Source organism: Streptomyces sulfonofaciens, assembly GCF_014656295.1.
GTDB classification, from domain to species: Bacteria; Actinomycetota; Actinomycetes; order Streptomycetales; family Streptomycetaceae; genus Streptomyces; species Streptomyces sulfonofaciens.
Genome location: NZ_BNCD01000002.1, coordinates 522,674 through 541,240, shown reverse-complemented (window position 1 = coordinate 541,240; position 18,567 = coordinate 522,674). Strand labels below are relative to the sequence as shown.

The 18,567-nt window shown below is 73.0% G+C and carries 13 protein-coding genes; 7 read left to right on the top strand and 6 right to left on the bottom strand.

Features of this window, described 5'->3' with window-relative positions; genetic code table 11:
- The first annotated feature begins 1 nt into the window (after position 1).
- From IE313_RS05285 to IE313_RS05275, 3 genes are all read left to right on the top strand, one after another.
- On the top strand, positions 2-1,012 hold the full coding sequence (locus IE313_RS05285) for a chitinase (protein ID WP_308439139.1): 1,011 nt from the start codon (positions 2-4) through the stop codon (positions 1,010-1,012).
- A 13-nt stretch (positions 1,013-1,025) separates the two neighbouring features.
- Complete coding sequence (locus tag IE313_RS05280) at positions 1,026-2,792, top strand: pectate lyase-like domain-containing protein (protein WP_189929705.1); 1,767 nt, start codon at positions 1,026-1,028, stop codon at positions 2,790-2,792.
- 423 nt (positions 2,793-3,215) lie between these two features.
- On the top strand, positions 3,216-4,484 hold the full coding sequence (locus IE313_RS05275; RefSeq protein ID WP_189929704.1) for a glycoside hydrolase family 99 protein: 1,269 nt from the start codon (positions 3,216-3,218) through the stop codon (positions 4,482-4,484).
- Positions 4,485-4,595: 111 nt separating this feature from the next.
- Here the strand turns inward: IE313_RS05275 and IE313_RS05270 are convergent, their stop codons facing one another.
- The 6 genes from IE313_RS05270 to IE313_RS05245 all read right to left on the bottom strand — a co-directional run bounded on the left by IE313_RS05270 (position 4,596) and on the right by IE313_RS05245 (position 14,210).
- Complete coding sequence (locus tag IE313_RS05270) at positions 4,596-6,845, bottom strand: ROK family protein (protein WP_229924386.1); 2,250 nt, start codon at positions 6,843-6,845, stop codon at positions 4,596-4,598.
- Positions 6,838-9,972 (bottom strand): alpha-mannosidase, encoded by a 3,135-nt coding sequence (locus IE313_RS05265; RefSeq protein WP_189929703.1) that lies wholly within the window; start codon positions 9,970-9,972, stop codon positions 6,838-6,840. The genes IE313_RS05270 and IE313_RS05265 overlap by 8 nt, the downstream gene beginning before the upstream one ends.
- A 253-nt stretch (positions 9,973-10,225) precedes the next feature.
- Positions 10,226-11,329: a Gfo/Idh/MocA family protein gene (locus IE313_RS05260; RefSeq protein ID WP_189929702.1), complete on the bottom strand. Its 1,104-nt coding sequence runs from the start codon at positions 11,327-11,329 to the stop codon at positions 10,226-10,228.
- Complete coding sequence (locus tag IE313_RS05255) at positions 11,314-11,973, bottom strand: ThuA domain-containing protein (RefSeq protein WP_189929701.1); 660 nt, start codon at positions 11,971-11,973, stop codon at positions 11,314-11,316. Before IE313_RS05255 ends, IE313_RS05260 begins: the two co-directional genes overlap by 16 nt.
- Positions 11,970-13,253, bottom strand: coding sequence for an enolase C-terminal domain-like protein (locus IE313_RS05250; protein ID WP_189929700.1), 1,284 nt, complete (start codon positions 13,251-13,253; stop codon positions 11,970-11,972). Before IE313_RS05250 ends, IE313_RS05255 begins: the two co-directional genes overlap by 4 nt.
- Before the next feature lie 171 nt (positions 13,254-13,424).
- The gene (locus IE313_RS05245; RefSeq protein ID WP_229924385.1) at positions 13,425-14,210 is read right to left on the bottom strand and encodes an IclR family transcriptional regulator; all 786 of its coding nucleotides are present in this window, start codon (positions 14,208-14,210) and stop codon (positions 13,425-13,427) included.
- A 178-nt stretch (positions 14,211-14,388) separates the two neighbouring features.
- Here IE313_RS05245 and IE313_RS05240 point away from each other — a divergent pair, with 178 nt between their 5' ends.
- Genes IE313_RS05240 through IE313_RS05225 form a run of 4 tightly spaced genes read left to right on the top strand, consistent with a single transcriptional unit; the run spans position 14,389 to position 18,546 of the window.
- Positions 14,389-15,771 carry an ABC transporter substrate-binding protein gene (locus IE313_RS05240; RefSeq protein ID WP_189929698.1) on the top strand — a complete coding sequence of 461 codons (1,383 nt, stop codon included), beginning with the start codon at positions 14,389-14,391 and terminating at the stop codon, positions 15,769-15,771.
- Positions 15,771-16,796 (top strand): carbohydrate ABC transporter permease, encoded by a 1,026-nt coding sequence (locus tag IE313_RS05235; protein ID WP_189929697.1) that lies wholly within the window; start codon positions 15,771-15,773, stop codon positions 16,794-16,796. Before IE313_RS05240 ends, IE313_RS05235 begins: the two co-directional genes overlap by 1 nt.
- The gene (locus tag IE313_RS05230) at positions 16,793-17,677 is read left to right on the top strand and encodes a carbohydrate ABC transporter permease (protein ID WP_189929696.1); all 885 of its coding nucleotides are present in this window, start codon (positions 16,793-16,795) and stop codon (positions 17,675-17,677) included. Before IE313_RS05235 ends, IE313_RS05230 begins: the two co-directional genes overlap by 4 nt.
- Positions 17,677-18,546, top strand: a complete 870-nt coding sequence (locus IE313_RS05225) for an NAD-dependent epimerase/dehydratase family protein (protein WP_189929695.1) — start codon at positions 17,677-17,679, stop codon at positions 18,544-18,546. Before IE313_RS05230 ends, IE313_RS05225 begins: the two co-directional genes overlap by 1 nt.
- The last annotated feature ends 21 nt before the right edge of the window (positions 18,547-18,567 follow it).

Sequence of the window (18,567 nt, the reverse complement as noted above, 5' to 3'; positions counted from 1 at the left end):
CTTGAGCACAGCACAGCACCGGATGTCACGCCGCGGTCGGTGGATCGCCCTGGCGGCGGCCGTGGCCGCCACCGCGACGGGCACCACCGTCGCCGCCTGGGCAGGCACCGTCCAGGAAGCGCCCGGCGTCAAGGCCGCTCCGGCCGCCGTGGCGCCGTACCTGTACACCGGTTGGGGCAACCCGCCCGACCCGGCCGAGGTCATGGACGCCACCGGCGTTAGCTGGTTCACCATGGCCTTCGTCCTGGACGCCGGCGGCTGCGACCCGCAGTGGGACGGCGGCAGGCCGCTGAGCGGCGGGCAGGACGAGCAGGCCATCGACGCGGTGCGCGCCAAGGGCGGTGACGTCGTACCGTCCTTCGGCGGCGCCAGCGGCAACAAGCTGGAGCAGTCCTGCTCCGACGCCGACGCGCTGGCGGGCGCGTACCAGAAGGTCATCGACGCCTACGGCCTGAAGGCCATCGACATCGACATCGAGGGCGACGCGTACAACGACCCGAACGTCCAGCAGAAGACGATCGACGCGCTGAAGAAGGTGAAGGCCGACAACGACGGCCTGGTCACCTACGTGACCTTCCCCAGCGACCAGAACGGCCCGGACGGCGGCATGATCCAGAAGGCCGCCGACTCGGGCCTGGAGGTGGACGGCTGGACGATCATGCCGTTCGACTTCGGCGGCGCGGGCCAGGACATGGCGAAGCTGACCATCCAGGCCACCGACGGCCTCAAGGACAGGGTCAAGGATGCCTACGGTTACAGCGACGAGGAGGCCTACGCGCACAGCGGCCTGTCGTCGATGAACGGGATCACCGACGTCCAGGAGAAGGTCACCACCGACAACTTCCGGACCATCCTCGACTACGCCCAGCAGAACCACCTGGCGCGCCTGTCGTTCTGGTCCGTCAACCGCGACCGGCCCTGCCCCGGCGACTACCCGAACGACGACACCTGCTCGGGCGTGGACCAGGACCCGTGGCAGTTCACCAAGATCTTCGCCGGTTACACCGGCTGAGGGGGCAGCACACATGTTCCCACGCGTCAAGGGCGACCACAGGAGGGGCCGCAGGCTGGCCCGCTGTGCCGCCGCGTTCGCCGTGCTCCTCGGAGCGGGTGCCGCGGCCGTGAGCATGCAGAGCGCCGACGCCGCCGAGGGCGACCCGGACCTCGGTCCGAACGTCGCCGTCTTCGACCCCTCGATGTCCAAGGACGAGATCCAGGGCAAACTCGACAGCGTCTTCAAGCAGCAGGAGACGAACCAGTTCGGGCAGGAGCGCCAGGCGCTGCTGTTCAAGCCGGGCACCTACGACGCCGACGCCAACGTCGGCTTCTACACCGAGGTCGCCGGGCTCGGCCTGTCCCCGGACGACACCACCGTCAACGGCGCGGTGCACGCGGAGGCGGACTGGTTCGACGGCAACGCCACGCAGAACTTCTGGCGCGACGCCGAGAACCTCGCCGTCAACCCCACCGGCGGCGGCGACCGCTGGGCGGTGTCCCAGGCTGCCCCGTACCGCCGCATGCACGTCAAGGGCGACCTGCAACTCGACGACGGCGGCTGGTCGAGCGGCGGCCTGCTGGCCGACACCAAGGTCGACGGCACGGTGAACTCGGGTTCCCAGCAGCAGTGGCTGTCCAGGAACACCGAGTGGGGCGGCTGGACCGGGTCCAACTGGAACATGGTCTTCGTGGGCGCGGAGAACGCACCCGCCGGCGACTTCCCCAAGCCGCCGTACACCCGCGTCGACCAGACCCCGGTCTCCCGCGAGAAGCCGTTCCTGTACGTCGACGACTCGGGCGCCTGGAAGGTGTTCGTACCCGGTGTGCGCACCGACTCCGCCGGTACGTCCTGGTCCTCGGGCACGCCCGAGGGCACGTCGATCCCGCTGGACGACTTCTACATCGCCAAGCCGGGGGCCACGGCCGAGGACATGAACGCGGCGCTGGACGCGGGCAAGCACCTGCTCGTCACGCCGGGTGTCTACCACCTCGACCGGACACTGCACGTCAGCAAGCCGGACACGGTGGTGCTCGGACTCGGACTCGCCACGCTCGTCCCCGACGGCGGCATCACGGCCGTGTCGGTGGACGACGTCGACGGGGTGCAGCTCGCCGGGCTGCTCATCGACGCGGGCACCACGAACTCCGACGAGCTGATGGAGGTCGGCCCCGAGGGCTCCAGCGCGGACCACTCCGCCGATCCGACCGCCCTGCACGACGTGTTCTTCCGGGTCGGCGGCGCGGGGGTCGGCAAGGCGACCACCAGCCTCACGGTGAACAGCTCCGACGTGATCGGCGACCACACGTGGATCTGGCGGGCCGACCACGGCGACGGCGTCGGCTGGGACTCCAACACCGCCGACCAGGGGCTGGTCGTCAACGGCGACGACGTCACCATGTACGGCCTGTTCGTGGAGCACTACCAGAAGTACCAGGTGACCTGGAACGGCGAGAACGGCAGAACGTACTTCTTCCAGAACGAGATGCCGTACGACCCGCCGGACCAGAGCGCCTGGATGAACGGTGACACCAAGGGGTACGCCGCCTACAAGGTCGCGGACTCGGTGCAGCACCACGAGGCATACGGCCTGGGCAGCTACTGCTTCTTCAACGTCAACGACTCGGTCAGCGCGGACCGCGCCTTCGAGGTGCCCGACGCTCCCGGGGTGGTGTTCCACGACATGGTCGCCGTCTCGCTGGGCGGCGGCGCGGGGAGCATCACCCACGTCATCAACGACACGGGCGGTCCGGCCGACAAGAACGGCACGGTGGCCAACGTGGTCAGCTATCCCTGATCCACCGGTCCTGCCGGTCCTGCCGGTCCTGCAACCGCGCCGGCGGTATGCGCACCCAGGGGGTGCGGGCCTTGCGCCCGCACCCCCGCGCCCGTTTCCGCACGGCTCTTCCCACCGGCCGCCGCAGCACCCGGCCGATATGTGCAAGGCACCTTCCACAATGCGCAGGAACCGGAAATCGGAAAAAAAGCAGACTGACATGACACCTGGTCACAGCAGGTTTTGGGTTCTGCTTTCCCGTATTTCCGGGGTCTTGCCACGGGAACACCGCGGGCCTTATTTTCGCAGCACGCCCGGAGGAGTAGGCGGAGCTGCCGCCGCCTGACGTTCCCCCACCTCTTCGGGCCGTCCCCCATGACGCCGTCCCCCGAGCCCGGAATGTGATCGGCGCATGCCCGGCAGAAGCGATGGAGGAATTCTTCCGTGAGCATCGATCGACGCACGTTACTGGCCTCCGCACTGGCCGCCACCGCAGGTGCCGCCGGTACCGTCGCCGGCCGGCAGGCCGAAGCGGCCCCCGTACCCGGCACGGCCGACGCGCCCGCCGCGAGCCCCGTGGGCGATGTGGTAGGCAAGATCACCGTCGGCTACCAGGGCTGGTTCGCCTGCGGCGGCGACGGCGCCCCCATCAACGGCTGGTGGCACTGGAGCAAGGACATGGGCCGGGCTCCCTCGCCGTCCAACTCCGGGATCACGTCCTGGCCGGACATCAGCGAGTACCAGAACGTCTACCCGACCGACTACGGCAGCCTGAACAGCGGGCGGGCGGCCGCCCTGTTCTCCTCCTGGGACGACCAGACGGTGGACACCCACTTCCGCTGGATGCGGGAGAACGACTGCGACACCGCGGCCCTGCAGCGCTTCAACCCGTTCAGTCCCGAGGACCCCACCCGGGACGCCATGGCGCAGAAGGTGCGCAAGGCCGCCGAGGCGTACGGCCGGAAGTTCTACATCATGTACGACGTCACCGGCTGGACCGCCATGCAGTCGCAGATCAAGGACGACTGGACGTCGAAGATGCGGGCGCACACCGCGTCCGGCGCGTACGCCAGGCAGAACGGCAAGCCGGTGGTGTGCATCTGGGGCTTCGGCTTCGACGACGACGGCCGGCCCTTCGCGCCCGCGCAGTGCCTCGACGTGGTCAACTGGTTCAAGGGCCAGGGGGTCTACCTGATCGGCGGTGTGCCCACCCACTGGCGCACCGGCACCGAGGACTCCCGGCCCGGCTTCTCGGACGTGTACCACGGCTTCCACATGATCTCGCCGTGGATGGTCGGCAGGATCTCCGACACCGCGGGGGCCGACCGGTTCCTGCGGGACGTCAACACACCCGACAAGGCCGACTGCGACGCGCACGGCATCGACTACCAGCCCTGTGTGATCCCCGGTGACCTGCAGTCCGGGCACCGCGCGCACGGCGACCTGATGTGGCGCCAGTTCTACAACATGGTGGGCCTGAAGGCGGCCGGCATCTACATCTCCATGTTCGACGAGTACAACGAGAGCAACCAGATCGCCAAGACCGCCGCGACCGCGGCGGACGTGCCGGCCGGTGCCGGGTACCGCGCCCTCGACGAGGACGGCACCGCCTGCTCGTCCGACTACTACCTGCGGCTCACCGCGGACGGCGGCCGGATGCTGAAGGGCCGGATACCGCTGACCGCGACCCGGCCGACCAAGCCGGTCGTGTAGTGGGCCGGTGGCGCGCGCCGGCACACCGCTTCCGCCCGCCGGCCGCCGGCCCCCGGTGCGGGGCGGGCCCCGGGGCCTTCCCGGGGCCCGCCCCGGCCGTGTGCCGCGTCCTCAGCCCCGGGCGCGGCCCCGCAGGCGGGGGGCGAACGTCGCGTGGAAGATGGTGGACGCGGCGCCGACCGCGGCGGCCTCGGCGCTGAGCACCGAGCGTTCCACCTCCACGCGGCGCAGCCGTCGTGCGGTCGGGAAGTCGTTGACCGTCCGGCCGATCTCGTCGAGGTAGAACTCCGCGACGTCCTCGGTGAAGAACGGGCCGCCGAGCACGAGCAGGTCGATGTCGAGCAGGTCGACCAGGCCGAGCGCACCGCGGCCCACCGCCCCCGCCACCTCCCGCAGCGCGGCCACGGCGGCCGGGTCGCCGGCGGCCGCCGCCCGCCCCACGGCGCGGTAGGCCGCCGTGCTGCCGAGCGCCGCGCCCGGGGCGCGCAGGCCGCCGCGTGCGGCGAGGCCGGTCACGGAGACCGGGGGGTTGCACTCCGGCAGGATCTCGGGCCGGCCGTCCGCGTCGACCCGGTGGAGTGCCAGGGCGCACAGTTGCCCGAACTCCCCGGCGTTGGCGCTCACCCCGCGGTACAGGTCGCCGTTCAGGTAGAGCCCCGACCCCACCCCGGTGCCGAGGTAGAGGTAGGCGAAGTCACGGGCCCTGCGGTCGCGGCCGATCCACCGCTCCCCCGCCGCGGCCGCGAGCGAGTCCTTCTCGATGATGACCGGGCAGGGGAAGTGGTCCTTGAGGAGGTACAGCAGCGGCAGGTCGTCCCAGGCGGAGAGCAGCGGCGGAGCGAGGACCGTGCCGGAGGCGATGTCCACCGGGCCGGGCACGGCCACCCCGATGCCGAGGAAGCCGTCGTCGCGGACCGCGCCGCGCGCGTTCTCCAGCGCCTCCCTGGCGAGGGCGACGGCCTGGCCGACGAACTCGCCGGGCTCGATCTCGGCGCTCACCGGCCGGGTGCAGGTGCACACCAGCGAGCCGTCGAGGTCGATGACGACGGCGGTGAGCACCTCCGGGTCGATGTGCAGGCCGAGCGCGTGCGCCGCGGTGCCGCACAGCCGCACCGGAGTGCGGGGCTTGCCCGAGGTGGCGCGCCGCTGCGCGTCCTCGACGAGGATGCCGCGGTCCAGCAGCGAACGGGCGATCCGGGAGACCGACTGCTGGGTGAGGCCGGTGCGGTGGGCGATCTCGCCGCGGGTGATGCTGCCGGAGAGCCGCACGGTCTCGATGACCACGCACTCGTTGAAGGAACCGAGGTCGATCTGGTTGACGCCGCTCGACGCACCCCGGCGCGCGGCGCCCGCACCGGTGCGCAGGGCCCGCAGGTGCTCGGCGACGTGTCCACGCAGCCAGCACACCGGCGCGTACGGTCCTGCGCCGCGCACCGCGCCGTGCCGCTCCAGGGCGCTGGTCAGGTCGAGGTAGACGCGCCGGGACGACTCGGGGTGGCTGGTGCCGTCCAGCGCGATCATGGCGTGCAGGAAGCCGCGCCAGGTGGAGCGGGCTGGCAACTGGTGGAAGGTGACCCGGCCGGCTGCGGCCGGGGGCCGGGTCCGTGCGGCGTCCGCTTCCTGGTGCGTCCGCCGTGCGGTGTCCTGGGCGGTGTCCCACAGGGTCACGGCGTGCAGGGCGATGTCCGGGTGGTGCTCGGCGGCCGCCGCGAGGTACCGGATGAGGGCCTGGGTGCCGTCGGCCCCGGTGGCGGTGCGCGGCACGGCCGTGCCGCGCACCGCGTCCAGGGCGCGGTCGAGCCCGTCGAGCACGTCCTCGCCGATCACCGCGGCGGCCGTGGCGGGCCCCGAGGCAGCCGGCCGGGTCCCGGCGAGCAGCACGGCCCGCTGCTGGTCGACGTAGAGCCCCATCACCCAGATGTCGGCGCCGGGCAGCGGCGGCCTGGTGGGCACGTGGGGTGCGGGCGGCCCGTCGGGGGCCAGCCGCCAGCGGCGGCGGATGGCCGCCACGGTGGCGTGCGAGAGGCCGACCTCGCGGGCGATGGCACGGCTGGCGCCGCTGCCGCCGGGCGCGAGGAGGGTGCGGGTGACGACCTCGGCCTCGTCGACGGTGGCGGGGCGTCCGGTGCGCGGCCGCTGCCGCAGGCCGGCCAGGCCCGCGCCCTGCCAGCGGTGCCGCCAGGTTCCCACGGTCTGCCGGGACACGCCGAGGCGCCGCGCTATCTCGGCGTCCCGCAGGCCCTGGGCGGCGAGCAGGACGACACGGGCCCGGGTGGTCATGGGTCCGTCCTGCTGCGCCCACCTGCGCAGTCGGGCGTGGGCCTCGGGCGGCAGGCCGCCGGCCGGCTGCGCGTCAGGCACCGCGCTCCTCGGGCAGGTGCGACGGTCCGGGGCCGCGTACCAGGCGCAGCGTGAGGATCTGGAAGGGCCGCAGGACGAGGCGGACTCGGCCGCCGGAGAGCCGGTGCTCCGCGCGCCGCTCCTCCAGGAGGTCGGTCTCGTGGACGGCAGAGGCCGCGCAGGCGACCGTGAGCCGGGTGGCAGCCCGGCCGCCGCGCGACTCGTGGAGGCGCACGACGACGTCGCCGCTGCGGTCGTCGGCGAGTTTGACGGTCTCGATGACGACGTCGGGGTTGTCGACGGCGACCAGCGGTGGTCCCGGCGGGTCGGCGGGGCCCGGGCGCAGCGGACGGCACAGGGCGTGGCCGGTGTCGCGCGCGTCGCCGGTGGTCGCGGCGGGCCGCAGGGCGTGCCGGAAGCGGTGGTGGCCTCGGTCGGCGCCCGGGTCGGGGCGGGAGGGTGCGCGCAGCAGGGTGGTGCGCAGCACGGTGGTGGTGCCGCCGTCGTGGCGGGTGCGGCGGCTGACGTCGTAACCCGCGGCCGCGTCGGTGGCCAGGGCGATGCCGAAGCCGTGCTCGCCGACGTGGATCCAGCGGTGCGCGGCCATCTCGTGCCGGGCCAGGTCCCGGTCGGTGTTCTCGTGCGTGGGGCGTGCGACATGGCCGAACTGCACTCCGGCCCTGCTGTGTTCGGCGTGTACGTCGAGCGGCCAGGCGCATTTGAGGACGGTGTCCCGCTCGCGCCAGTCGACCTCGGTGTCGATGGTCAGGGCGCGGCCGCCCGCGGTGAGGCTCAGGTCCTGGACGAAGGTGGACCGCCCGGTGCCGCGCGCCACCCGGACGGTGGCCAGCAGCGGGCCGTGGGCGCGTACCGTGACGCGGTCGGCGCGGTCCAGGTCGCGGGCGGTGCCGCGGTAGCGCGGGTCGAGGTCGCGGGCCGTGCCGCGGCCGGGGTCGTCGCGGTGCAGTTGGAGCAGGTTGCCCGCGGCGCCGGGCGCGATGGCCTCGCGCCCGGAGGCGAGTTCGCGCACGGACCGCACGAGGCCGTGCGGGTCGATGTGCACCCGCAGCAGGCCGTTGTCGAGGAGGTGGCCGCCGTCGGGAGCGGTGCGCACGCTCACGGGAGCGGTGTCCCCGAGGGGGAGGCAGGCGGGGCCCGCCCCGAGCCCGGGGGCCTCGGCGAGGACGGCGAGGCCGCCGTCGGGCAGCGGTTGCGCCCCGGCGGGTACGGGTCCGGTGCCGCTCCCGGCGCCCGGGGGGAGGACGACGACCTCGCGGCGCGGGTGCGGGGCGGGGTTGAGGACGGTGCTGCCGTCCGGCTCGCCTGCCGCGCGCCGGATGAGCCGTTCGAGCCTGCGCCGCACCAGGCGGTGCGCGGCCTCGGCGTCGGCGTGCACCCAGGCGGTGCCGGCACCGGAGAGGATGTCGTCGCTCTGCAGCAGCAGTACCTGCTTCCAGGCCGCGTCGAGCTCGTCGTACGGGTAGCCGGTGCCGTGCCGTACGGCGGCCGTCGCGCACCACAGCTCGGCCTCGTGCAGCAGGGCCTCGCTCAGCCGGTTGGCGCGCTTGGTGCGGGCCTGGCTGGTGTAGCCGCCGCGGTGCGGCGCGAGGTCGAGTTCGCCTCGCCACAGGGGGGCGGCGGGGTACTCGTCCTCGGCCGCGCGGAAGAACGGACCCGGGTGCCGCATCGTCACCCGCGGGGCGCCGTCCAGGTCGGCGAGGCGGCGGGCGCGCTCCAGCGCGGCGCGGTCCGGGACGGCGCCGGGACGGCCGAGGGGCAGCAGGGAGCGGGGGGCGCGGCCCCCGTCGGCGGAGCCGGCGACGGCCTGTGCTGCCGCGGTGGCGGTGAGCGTGCCGTCCTCGGCGCCGCCGGGTGCCAGGTGGGTGAAGAGGGTGCTGCCGTCGATGCCCTCCCAGCGGAAGGTGTGGTGCGGCGGGGCGGGTACCTGGCCGGGCGCGGGGCGGCGGGTGAGCAGCCAGCGGGCGCCGGCCAGCCGGGCCAGTTGCGGCAGTGCAGCGGAGGCGCCCATGGCGCCCGGCAGCCAGACCCCGTCGGTGTCCGCGCCGAGTTCGTCGCGGAAGAAGCGGCGGCCGTAGGCGAACTGCCTCACCAGCGACTCCCCCGCGGCCAGTTCCGTGTCGGCCGACACCCACATACCGCCCACGGGCACCCAGTTGCCGTCCGCGACGGCCTTGCGGATGCGTTCGAAGACGTGCGGCTGGTGCTCCTTCATCCAGGCGTGGTGCTGGGCCGAGGGGGCAGCCACGACCAGCTCCGGATACTCCTCGGCGAGTGTGGCCAGGGTGCTGAAGGCGCGGGCGCCTGCGCGGACGGCCTCGCGCAGCGGACGGCACGGTGCACCTCCCGCGGGCGCGTGGCCGACCACGGCGAGCGTGTGCGCGGAGTCGTGCGCACGGTGGGCGAGTACGGGGGCGAGCAGCGCACGGGCCGCGGCGGCGGTGGCACCGACGGCGCGCGGGTCGACGGCGTCCACCGCGCGTTCCAGGGTGATAAGGAGCTCCCCCCGGCGGGGCAGGGCGGTGGGCAGGGCGTGCATCAGCCCGGCCAGGGTCTCCATGTCGTGCAGCAGCCGCCACACCTCCTCGTCGCGCGCGGCGAGATCGGCGGCGCGCAGCCGGTAGAGGGGCTGGTCGCCCGCGGTGAGGGGGTCGCCGTAGTGCAGGCCGGTGCCGGCCACCGGGTCGACGGGCGGTACGGCCGCGGCCTCGATCAGCAGCCGCACCTGCTGGCCGCCGCGGGCGCGCCGCGCGACGGGGACCGCGCCGCCGTCCGGGTGCAGCCCGTGCAGCGGGGTGCCGTGCCCGTCGTGGACGAGGCCCTCAGGAGCACCCGGGCCGCCGGCGGTGCCGCCGAGGTCGACGAGGGCGTCCACGCGGCGGCCGGCCCAGCGCTCGGGCACCGTGGCCCCGGTCCGGAACCAGGTGGTGGACCACGGCCCGCCCCAGGGCTCGCCCACCGCGAAGGGCGTGTAGCCGGCGCGCAGGGCCACGCCGACCGGGACCGGCTCGCCCGGGTGGTGCCAGGCGCTGACGTCCATCGGCACCCGCTGCGGGTACAGCGCGGGCCTCAGCCGTTCGGAGAGGAATGCGGTGATGCGTTCCTCGCCGGATATCCTCCGGTCGTGCATCGGGAGCCCTCCCTGTCCAGCCGGTCACCGCCATGTAAAACCACGTGTGTTATCAAGTCAACGCCTTGGGCGGTTTCCTTCTTCTTGCTGGTTGTCAGCAGCATCCGATGAATTGTCAGGGGAATTTGAGTCCATGTTCTGCGGAGTTCGTCGATTAATTGGAGTGACATTGCCTGGACAGCGGAAGGCGGCAGGAAGGCCCTCTCCTTCCTGCCGCCCGACTCCCCCTGCGGGGGCTTTTGCACGGCCCCGGCTACGGCGCGGGCGCAGCACCCGCCACGAGCGCGGGACGCTCGCAGGTGCTGGTCACCGGGAGGCCGGTGCGCCCCTCGGCGGAGTCGAGCAGGGTGAGCATCACATCGAGGACGTGCGCGGCGAGGTCGGCGGACGCGCGGTGCGGCCGGCCGTCGGCGAGGGCTGCGGCGAGGTCGGCGAGTCCGGTGCCCCGGCCGCCGTCCCGGTAGCCGGCCGAGACGGGCAGCGGCTGCCAGGTGCCCTCCCGGTGGATCTCGACCGGCCCGTCGAACCGGTTGGGGTCGGGCACGGACAGGGAGCCTTCCGTGCCGTGCACCTCGATCCGGGGCAGCCGTGCGGCGTGGATGTCGAAGCTCATGACGAGCGTCGACAGCGCACCGCCCGCATGCTCCAGAACGCCCGTGACATGGGTGTCGACCTCTACCGGGAAGGTCTGGCCGGCGCGCGGACCGCTGCCGATCGTCCGCTCGCCCCGCGGCCGCGACGACGCGCCGGTCACCCGGACCACCGGGCCGAGCAGGTGCACCAGGGCGGAGAGGTAGTAGGGGCCCATGTCGAGCAGCGGGCCGCCGCCCGGCTGGTAGTAGAACTCCGGGTCGGGGTGCCAGGCCTCGTGGCCGGGTGTCGTCATGAACGCGGTGGCCGCGACCGGCACCCCGATGAGCCCGTCGTCGACGGCCTTGCGCGCGGTCTGGGTGCCGGTGCCGAGGACGGTGTCCGGGGCGCAGCCGACCCGCAGCCCGCCGGCGCGCGCGGCGGCCAGCACCGACTCGGCCTCCGCACGGCCGGCGGCCAGCGGCTTCTCACCGTAGACGTGTTTGCCCGCCAGGAGCGCGACGAGGGCGACACCGGCGTGCGCGGCGGGCACCGTGAGGTTGAGGACGGCGTCCACGTCGTCCCTGCCCACGAGTTCGGCGACGGACCCGGCGACGAAGACGTCGCCGCCCGCGTGCAGTGCGGCCTGCTTGGCGCGGTCGGGGTCGAGGTCGGTGACGGCGGTCAGGCGCACGTCGTCCAGCCGGGCCAGGGTGGCCAGGTAGGCGCCGCTGATCTTCCCTGCGCCCACCATGCCGACCCGCAGCGGCTTCACCGGCTCGCCCACAGCAGTCCCCTCTCGGTCAGTGTCCGCACCTCGGGTACGTCGAAGTCGTCCGGCTTGTGGCCGATGGTGTTGACGAAGACCCGGCCCGCGCCCCAGGTCCTGGTCCACGCCGCGGGCATCACGACGGTGTGCCCGCGCAGCTCGTCGGCCTCGAAGGTGGTGGTGGCCAGCACGTCGATCAGCGGATCGGTGGCGACCCAGTACTGCTCGGTGTGCACACGGAAGTCGCCGAGCCCGGCGACGACGGGGTGGTCGGCCCGGTCGGCGGCGATGTGGACCTCGTAGTCGTGGAAGCCGGGCGGGTGCATCAGGAACTGCCCGCCGGTCAGCAGGTGGTACTGCACCTCGCCGCGGAAGGAGTCGACGATGCCTCCGTGCCAGCCGGCGAAGCCGGTGCCCGCGCGGACCGCGGCGGCCAGGTTCGCGCACTGGTCGCGGGTGATGCTGTCCAGGGTCCAGCACTGCACGACCAGGTCGGCGGCGGCCAGCAGGTCGGCGTCCTCGTAGACGGTGAGCGAGTCGAAGACGTCGACGGTGAAGCCCTGCTCCTTGAGGAACGGCAGGAAGAGGTCGGTGATCGTCACGGGCTGGTGGCCTTCCCAGCCACCGCGGACGACGAGTGCCCGCCGGGTGTCGGTCGTCACGGTCGTTGCACGCTCCCATCGGTGTTGCGCAGCAGGGCCCAGCGGTCGTGTCCGAGCGGCTCGGGCACCGGGTGTCTGCGGGCGGCGCTCTCGTCGAAGTCGACGCCGTGGCCCGGGGCCCGGTGGGGGACGAGGGTGCCGCGGCGGGGCACGATGGTGCCGGGGAAGACCTCGTGGACGGCGGGCTTGAAGGCGGCGGCCTCCTGCACACCGAAGGCGTGGCTGCTGACGTCCAGGGCGAGGGTTGCGGCCTGCGCGACGGGGCTCACGTCGGCAGGGCCGTGCGGCGCCAGCCTGACACCGCGCAGCTCGCAGACCGCGGCGATCTTGCGGGCCGGGGTGAGGCCGCCCAGGGTGGGGACCCGGATCCGGGCGAAGTCGATGGCGGGCCCGTCGAGCAGCGGCAGGAACTGCGCCGTGTCGTGGAAGAGCTCCCCCACCGCGAGCGGTACCGGCGAGGCGTCGTGCAGGCGCGCGAAGTGCCCCGCGTCCTCGGGCGCGAGCAGGTCCTCGACGAAGTAGAGGCCGGTGTCGGCGATCCTGCGCAGGAACTCGCGGGCCTGGCGGGGGTCGAGCCGCTCGTGGACGTCGTGCAGCAGTTCCACTCCGTCGCCGACCAGCTCGCGCACCCGTGCGAGCACCGCCGGGACGGTGCGCAGGTAACCGGCGGAGTCCCAGGGCACCCGGCGGGCGCGCACGGCGGCCGGGTCGGCCTCGGCGCCGTGGCTGCCGTAGGTGTCGGCGCCCGGTACGGCGGCCTGGATGCGGACGTGGCCGAAGCCGCGCTCGAAGGCCGCCGCCACCTTGTCGGCGATCTCGCGCGCGTCCGCGCCCTCGACGTGGGTGTACGCCGCGGCGCCGGTGCGCACCCGGCCGCCGAACAGCGCGTACAGCGGTGTGCCCAGCCGCTTGGCCTTGAGGTCCCACAGGGCGACGTCGACGCCGCCGAGCGCGTTGCCGGTGACCGAGCCGCCGCGCCAGTAGGCGCTGTTGAGCAGGAGGCGGTGGATGTCCTCGATGTCGTCGGGATCGCGTCCGACGAGCAGGGGCGCCAGGTAGTCGTCGAGGACCGAGCGGACCGCGAGGGTGCGCTGCGGGTCGCTCGCACAGCCGAGGCCGTAGAGGCCGGGGTCGTTGGTCTCGACGCGGACGATGAGGTGGGGGCAGCCGTGCGGGGCTGTCAGGAAGGTGCGTACGGCCGTGATGCGGATCGGGGCGCCGCGCTCCTCGACCCAGGGGGCCGGTGCGAGGAGACCGGTGCGGGCATCAGGCTGAGCCATGCGAACTCCCGCATACAGTTGTCAGAATGACGTTCTCTCATCCGAACGCACATATACCGATTTTGTCAACGCACCCACCAAAACAGGCCGGATGAACGACCCGGCTGAGGACACCCCCCTGGCCCGTGCCGGCCGTGCGGCTCCCTTGTCGATGCCCAGCGCCGGGCCGTTTCAGTGCTGGCCGAGCCGTTTGAGCAAGGTGCGCAGCGAGTGCGCCGCCCCGGTCACGGCCGACGCCACCTCCTCCAGGCGGGCGTCGTCCATCCGGCTCCTGGGTGCCGAGCAACTGAGCGCGTCGCCGCCCGAGGGGGTGGCCCCGAGCGGCACGGCCACGCACCGGATGTCCACCGCGTTCTCGCCGTCGTCCAGGGCCCAGCCGCGCAGCCGGGCCTCGGCGAGCTGCGCCAGCAGGTCGTCGGGACCGGTGACGGTGTCGGGGGTGAGCCGCTCCAGGGGCCAGTTCAGCCGGCGCTGGACCTCGGCCGCGTCGTACTGGGAGAGCACCGCCTTGCCGAGCGCGGTGGCGTGCGCGGGCAGCCTGCGGCCGACCGCCGAGTACATCCGCAGCGCATGGCGCGACTCTCGTTTGGCCAGGTAGACCACGTCGGTGCCGTCCAGCCTGCCGAGGTGCACGGCCTCGCCGGTCTCCTCCGCCAGGGTGTCGAGCACCGGCCCCGCGAGGGACGCGACGTCGTCGCCCTCCAGGTAGGCGGTGCCGGTCAGCAGCGCCTTGAGGCCGAGGCTGTAGCGGGTGCCGGCGGAGTCGAGGTCCACCCAGCGGCGGGCCTGCATGGTGCGCAGGATCGCATGGAGGCTGCTCTTCGGCACGGACATCGCGCTCGCCATCTCGGCGAGCGACAGGCGGGCGCCGTCCCGCCCCAGCAGTTCGAGCACCTCGAGCACCCGAGCCGCGGACTTGACCTCGTCGGCCTTGCGCCCGCCTGCTGCCTCTGTCACCGCATCCACTGATCCTCCGCTCCCCGGACCGGCACCCGGCGGCCTGTGTGCGCACTGGTGTGCCGCGCTCCGTCGCAGCGCGCGTCTTGACGCTATATCACGACGAGCCTAAGTTCAGTCACTCCAACGCCATTCGGTCATCTGAACGCTCGATGCTCATCAATCCTAGGTGGGGCCCATGCGTATAGCTGTATCCGGAAAGGTCCGTTGTGCGGCCGCCGTGGTGGCCGCGGCGCTCTCGCTGACGTCCCTCTCGGCGTGCGGGGGATCGTCCGGCCCGGGCGACGCCGCGACGCTGGAGATGTGGACCTTCAAGCAGTCCCACGTGGCGGCGCTGCGCAACGCGGCCGAGGAGTTCAGGAAGCAGACCGGCATCTCGGTCCGCGTCGAGGCCTACACCCCGGACGACGCGTACACCACGAAGGTGCAGAGCGCGGCCAAGACGCACGACCTGCCGGACGTGCTGGAGACGCACTCGGACGGCGAGGACATGTCGCTGGGCGCGGCCGGTATCGCCGCCGACCTTCGGGGCCTGGTGCCGGCCGCCTGGAGCGACCGCTTCGAGCAGGCCGTACGGACCTCGGGCACGGTCACCGACCAGAAGTTACGCGAGTCGCAGCCGAAGGACTCCAAGCTGCACGGCGTCCGCAAGGGCCAGCGCTTCAGCGTGCCGTTCACCACCGGCACCTTCGGCATCGTCTACGCCAACAAGAGGATGCTGGCCGACGCCGGCGTCACCAGGGCCCCCGCGACATGGGAGGAGTTCCTCCACGCGCTCGGCAGGACGCATGCCGAGGATCCGGTCAGGGGCGGCATCAGCCTCGGTCTGAAGGTCAAGGCGACCGGCCTCACCTGGGTCCTCCAGCCGCTCGCCTTCGCCCAGCTCGGCAAGGAGAGGTACGAGGCCCTGTTCGGCCGGGACGCGTCGAGGAACTTCGCCTCGCCCGACGGCACCAGAGTGCTGAGCATGTACGACCGGCTGACCCCGTACTGGATGCCGGGCACCCAGTCGCTCACCATCGACGAGGCCGACCAGGCCTTCGCCCAGGGCAAGTCCGCCTTCGACGTGGGGGGCACCTTCACCCTGGCCTTCCTCCGGCAGAACGGCGTAAAGGCGGACGACGTCCTGGCCTTCGGGCTGCCCGCGCCCGAACGCGGCGCCGTCCCGCACCGGGCGCTCGGACCGCTGGCCCTGACCGGACTCACCCTGACCTCCACCAGCGCCCACCCGGACAACGCCAGGAAGTGGATGGAGTTCCTGTCCGGCCAGAAGGTGGCCGCACGGTTCGCCAAGGACTCCGCGGACCTGCCGGCGACCGCACTCGGCGCGGAGGGCGTGAAGGTGCTCGGCCCCACCCTGGGCTCGATGATCGACAGCTTCGACGGCGCACCGGGCGACACCTACGACCCGAGCCTCAACGACTTCCGGCCGCCCGGCTACGACCAGGACCCGGTCGGTGAGGTGCTGGCCGACCTGACCCCGCTGAGGAAGTCCACACCCGCCGCGACCGGGCAGGACATGCGCAAGCTGATCGACTCGTACTGGGCGGAGTCGAAGTGATGGCCGGCTCCCGGTCCGCGGCCCCCGGCGCGGCCGCGGGCCGGGTCCCGAGCGGGTGCCAGGGGCCCCTGGGCAGGCCGGCACCGGGCGGTGGCCCCGCATCTGCCGCCGGCCGCGCCGCACGCGCCGGCCGGCGGCGCGAGGCCCTCACCGGCTACGCCTTCACCGCTCCGGCCGTACTGCTCTTCTGCGTCATGGGCCTGTACACGGTGGGCTACGGCCTCACGCTGAGCTTCGCCCAGTGGAACGGCTTCACACCGCACTGGACCTGGGTCGGCCTCGACAACTACGCCGACGTGCTCTGGCGCGACCCGCGCTATGCGCCGCGGGTGCACCACGCCGCGCTCAACACCCTCTGGGTCATGATCGGCGTCCCGCTGCTGACCGTCGCCGCTGCGTTCCCGCTCGCCGTCCTGCTGAACAGGGCCGGACGGATGCAGGCGGTCCTCCGCTCGGTGTACTTCCTGCCCTACGTCACCAGCGGGGTCGCGGTGTTCTTCGCCTGGACGTACATCCTGCAACCGGACGGCGCCGTCAACGCCCTCCTCGGACAGCTCGGCCTCGGCTCGCTCCGGCAGCCGCAGGGCTGGCTGGGCAATCCGGACACCGCGCTGCCCACCATGATCGTGGTCAGCGCCTGGGGTGCGGTGCCGGTGGCGATGCTGCTGTACCTCACGGGACTCCAGGGCATCGACCGGAGCCTGCTGGAGGCGGCGCAACTCGACGGCGCCGGCTGGTGGCGCTCGACCGCGTCCGTGGTGTGGCCGCTGGTGCGCCCGATCACCTCCATCGTGGTCCTGCTCAACCTCCGCGACAGTCTGCAGGGCTTCCAGACGTTCCTGGTGATGACGGACGGCGGTCCCGGGGACCACACCAACGTGCTGGGCCTGGAGGCGTACCGGCTGGCGTTCCTGAAGGAGCTGGCGCCGACGCTGGGCCTGGCGAGCGCGCTCGGCTGGCTGCTGTTCGCCGCCGCGCTGATCCTGGCACTGGTCAACCTGCGAGCCCTGCGGAGCACGACATGACGACGATCACCCCGGGGCGAGCCGTTCGGCGCACCCGGTCCGCGCACGGCGCGGAACGCACCCGCCGGCTGCTCACGCGCCTGGTCGTGGGCGGGCTGCTGGCCCTGTACGGGCTGGTCAGCATCTATCCGTTCCTCTGGATGGTGTCGGCGGCCTTCAAGGACCGGTGGGAGGTGGTGCGCGGCGGCCACCTCGTGCCCGCGCGCCCGACCTGGGAGACCCTGATCGGCACCTGGAACCGGCTGCACTTCTTCGACTACTTCCTCAACAGCGTCCAGGTGACGCTGCTGACCACGGTCCTCACGCTGGTCGTCTACGCGGCGGCGGGCTACGCGTTCGCGGTGCTGCGCTTCCCGGGCCGCACCATGCTCTCCCGGCTGTTCGTCTCGCTGCTGTTCGTGCCGGGGATCACGGTGATGCTGCCGATCGTGCTGCTGGAGAACAGGATGGGCATCCTCGGCACCCACCTCGGCCTGGTCCTGCCGTTCGTCAACGGCACCGCACCGCTGTCGGTGCTGCTGATGACCGGCGCCTTCACGGCCGTGCCGCAGGAGCTGCGGGACCAGGCCCGGGTGGACGGCGCCGGGGAGATACGCGTTTTCACCCGGGTCCACCTGCCGCTGGCCAGGCCCGCGCTCATCACCGTGGCACTTCTCACGGCCATCCCCACCTGGAACGAGTACCTGCTGACCCGCGTGTCGCTCAACGACCCCGGTACCTACACGCTGCCGCTGGGGCTGCAGGCACTCGCCGCGGAGAGCGTGCCGCACTACAACGACCTGATGGCGGGCGCACTGATCGTGGTGATCCCGGTGGTCCTGCTCTTCCTGAGCCTCCAACGGTACTTCGTGGGCGGCCTGGTCGGGGCGGTGAAGGGCTGATGCGGATCCTGGTCACCGGCGCCGCGGGCCACATCGGCCGGCACGTCCTGGACGAGCTCCTGGGCGCGGGACACACCGTGGTGGCGACCGACCGGGTCCCCCTCGACGACCCGCGTCCCGAGCGGGTGCACATCGGCGACCTCCAGGACCCCGCGCTGGTGCGCGATGCCATGGAGGGCGCCGAGGCGGTGGTGCACCTCGGCGCCATCCCGCACCCGGACCCCGCGGACCCCAGCGCGTTGTTCGCCGCCAACTGCCACACCGCGCACCGGGTGCTGGAGGAGGCGGGGCGGGCCGGGGTACGGCGGGTCGCCGCCGCCTCCAGTCTCTCGGCGGTCGGCCTCGCCTGGTCCCCGGTACCGGTCTCCCCGCTCTACGTGCCGCTGGACGAGGACCACCCGACGCTGGTCAGGGACTCCTACGGGCTCTCGAAGCTGGTCCTGGAGGAGGTCGCGCGCACCGCGCACCGGCTGTGGGGCACAGACATCGTGTGCCTGCGCTTCCCGTTCACCGGCACCGGCGAGCGCCTTGAGCGGCAGCTTGCCGCGGTGGCGGCCGACCCGGGCGCGCACCGGCACGACATGTGGGCGTGGCTGGACACCCGGGACGCGGCCGCCGCACTGCGCCGGGCGGTGGAGGCGGACCTGCCCGGCTGCCACGTGATCACCGTGGCCGCCGCCGACACCTCCTCACCGCTCACCTCGGCCGAGCTGATGGACACCTACCACCCGGGCGTCCCCGCCTTCCTGCCGCTCGCGGACCACACCGCGCTGTACGACACCACGGCCTGCGCCCGGCTCCTCGGGTTCAGACCCCGGCACGGATGGCGGCGGACGGCGCACGGCGACGCGGACGCGGCGGAGGACTGACCCGGTCGCGGCACCCCTCGG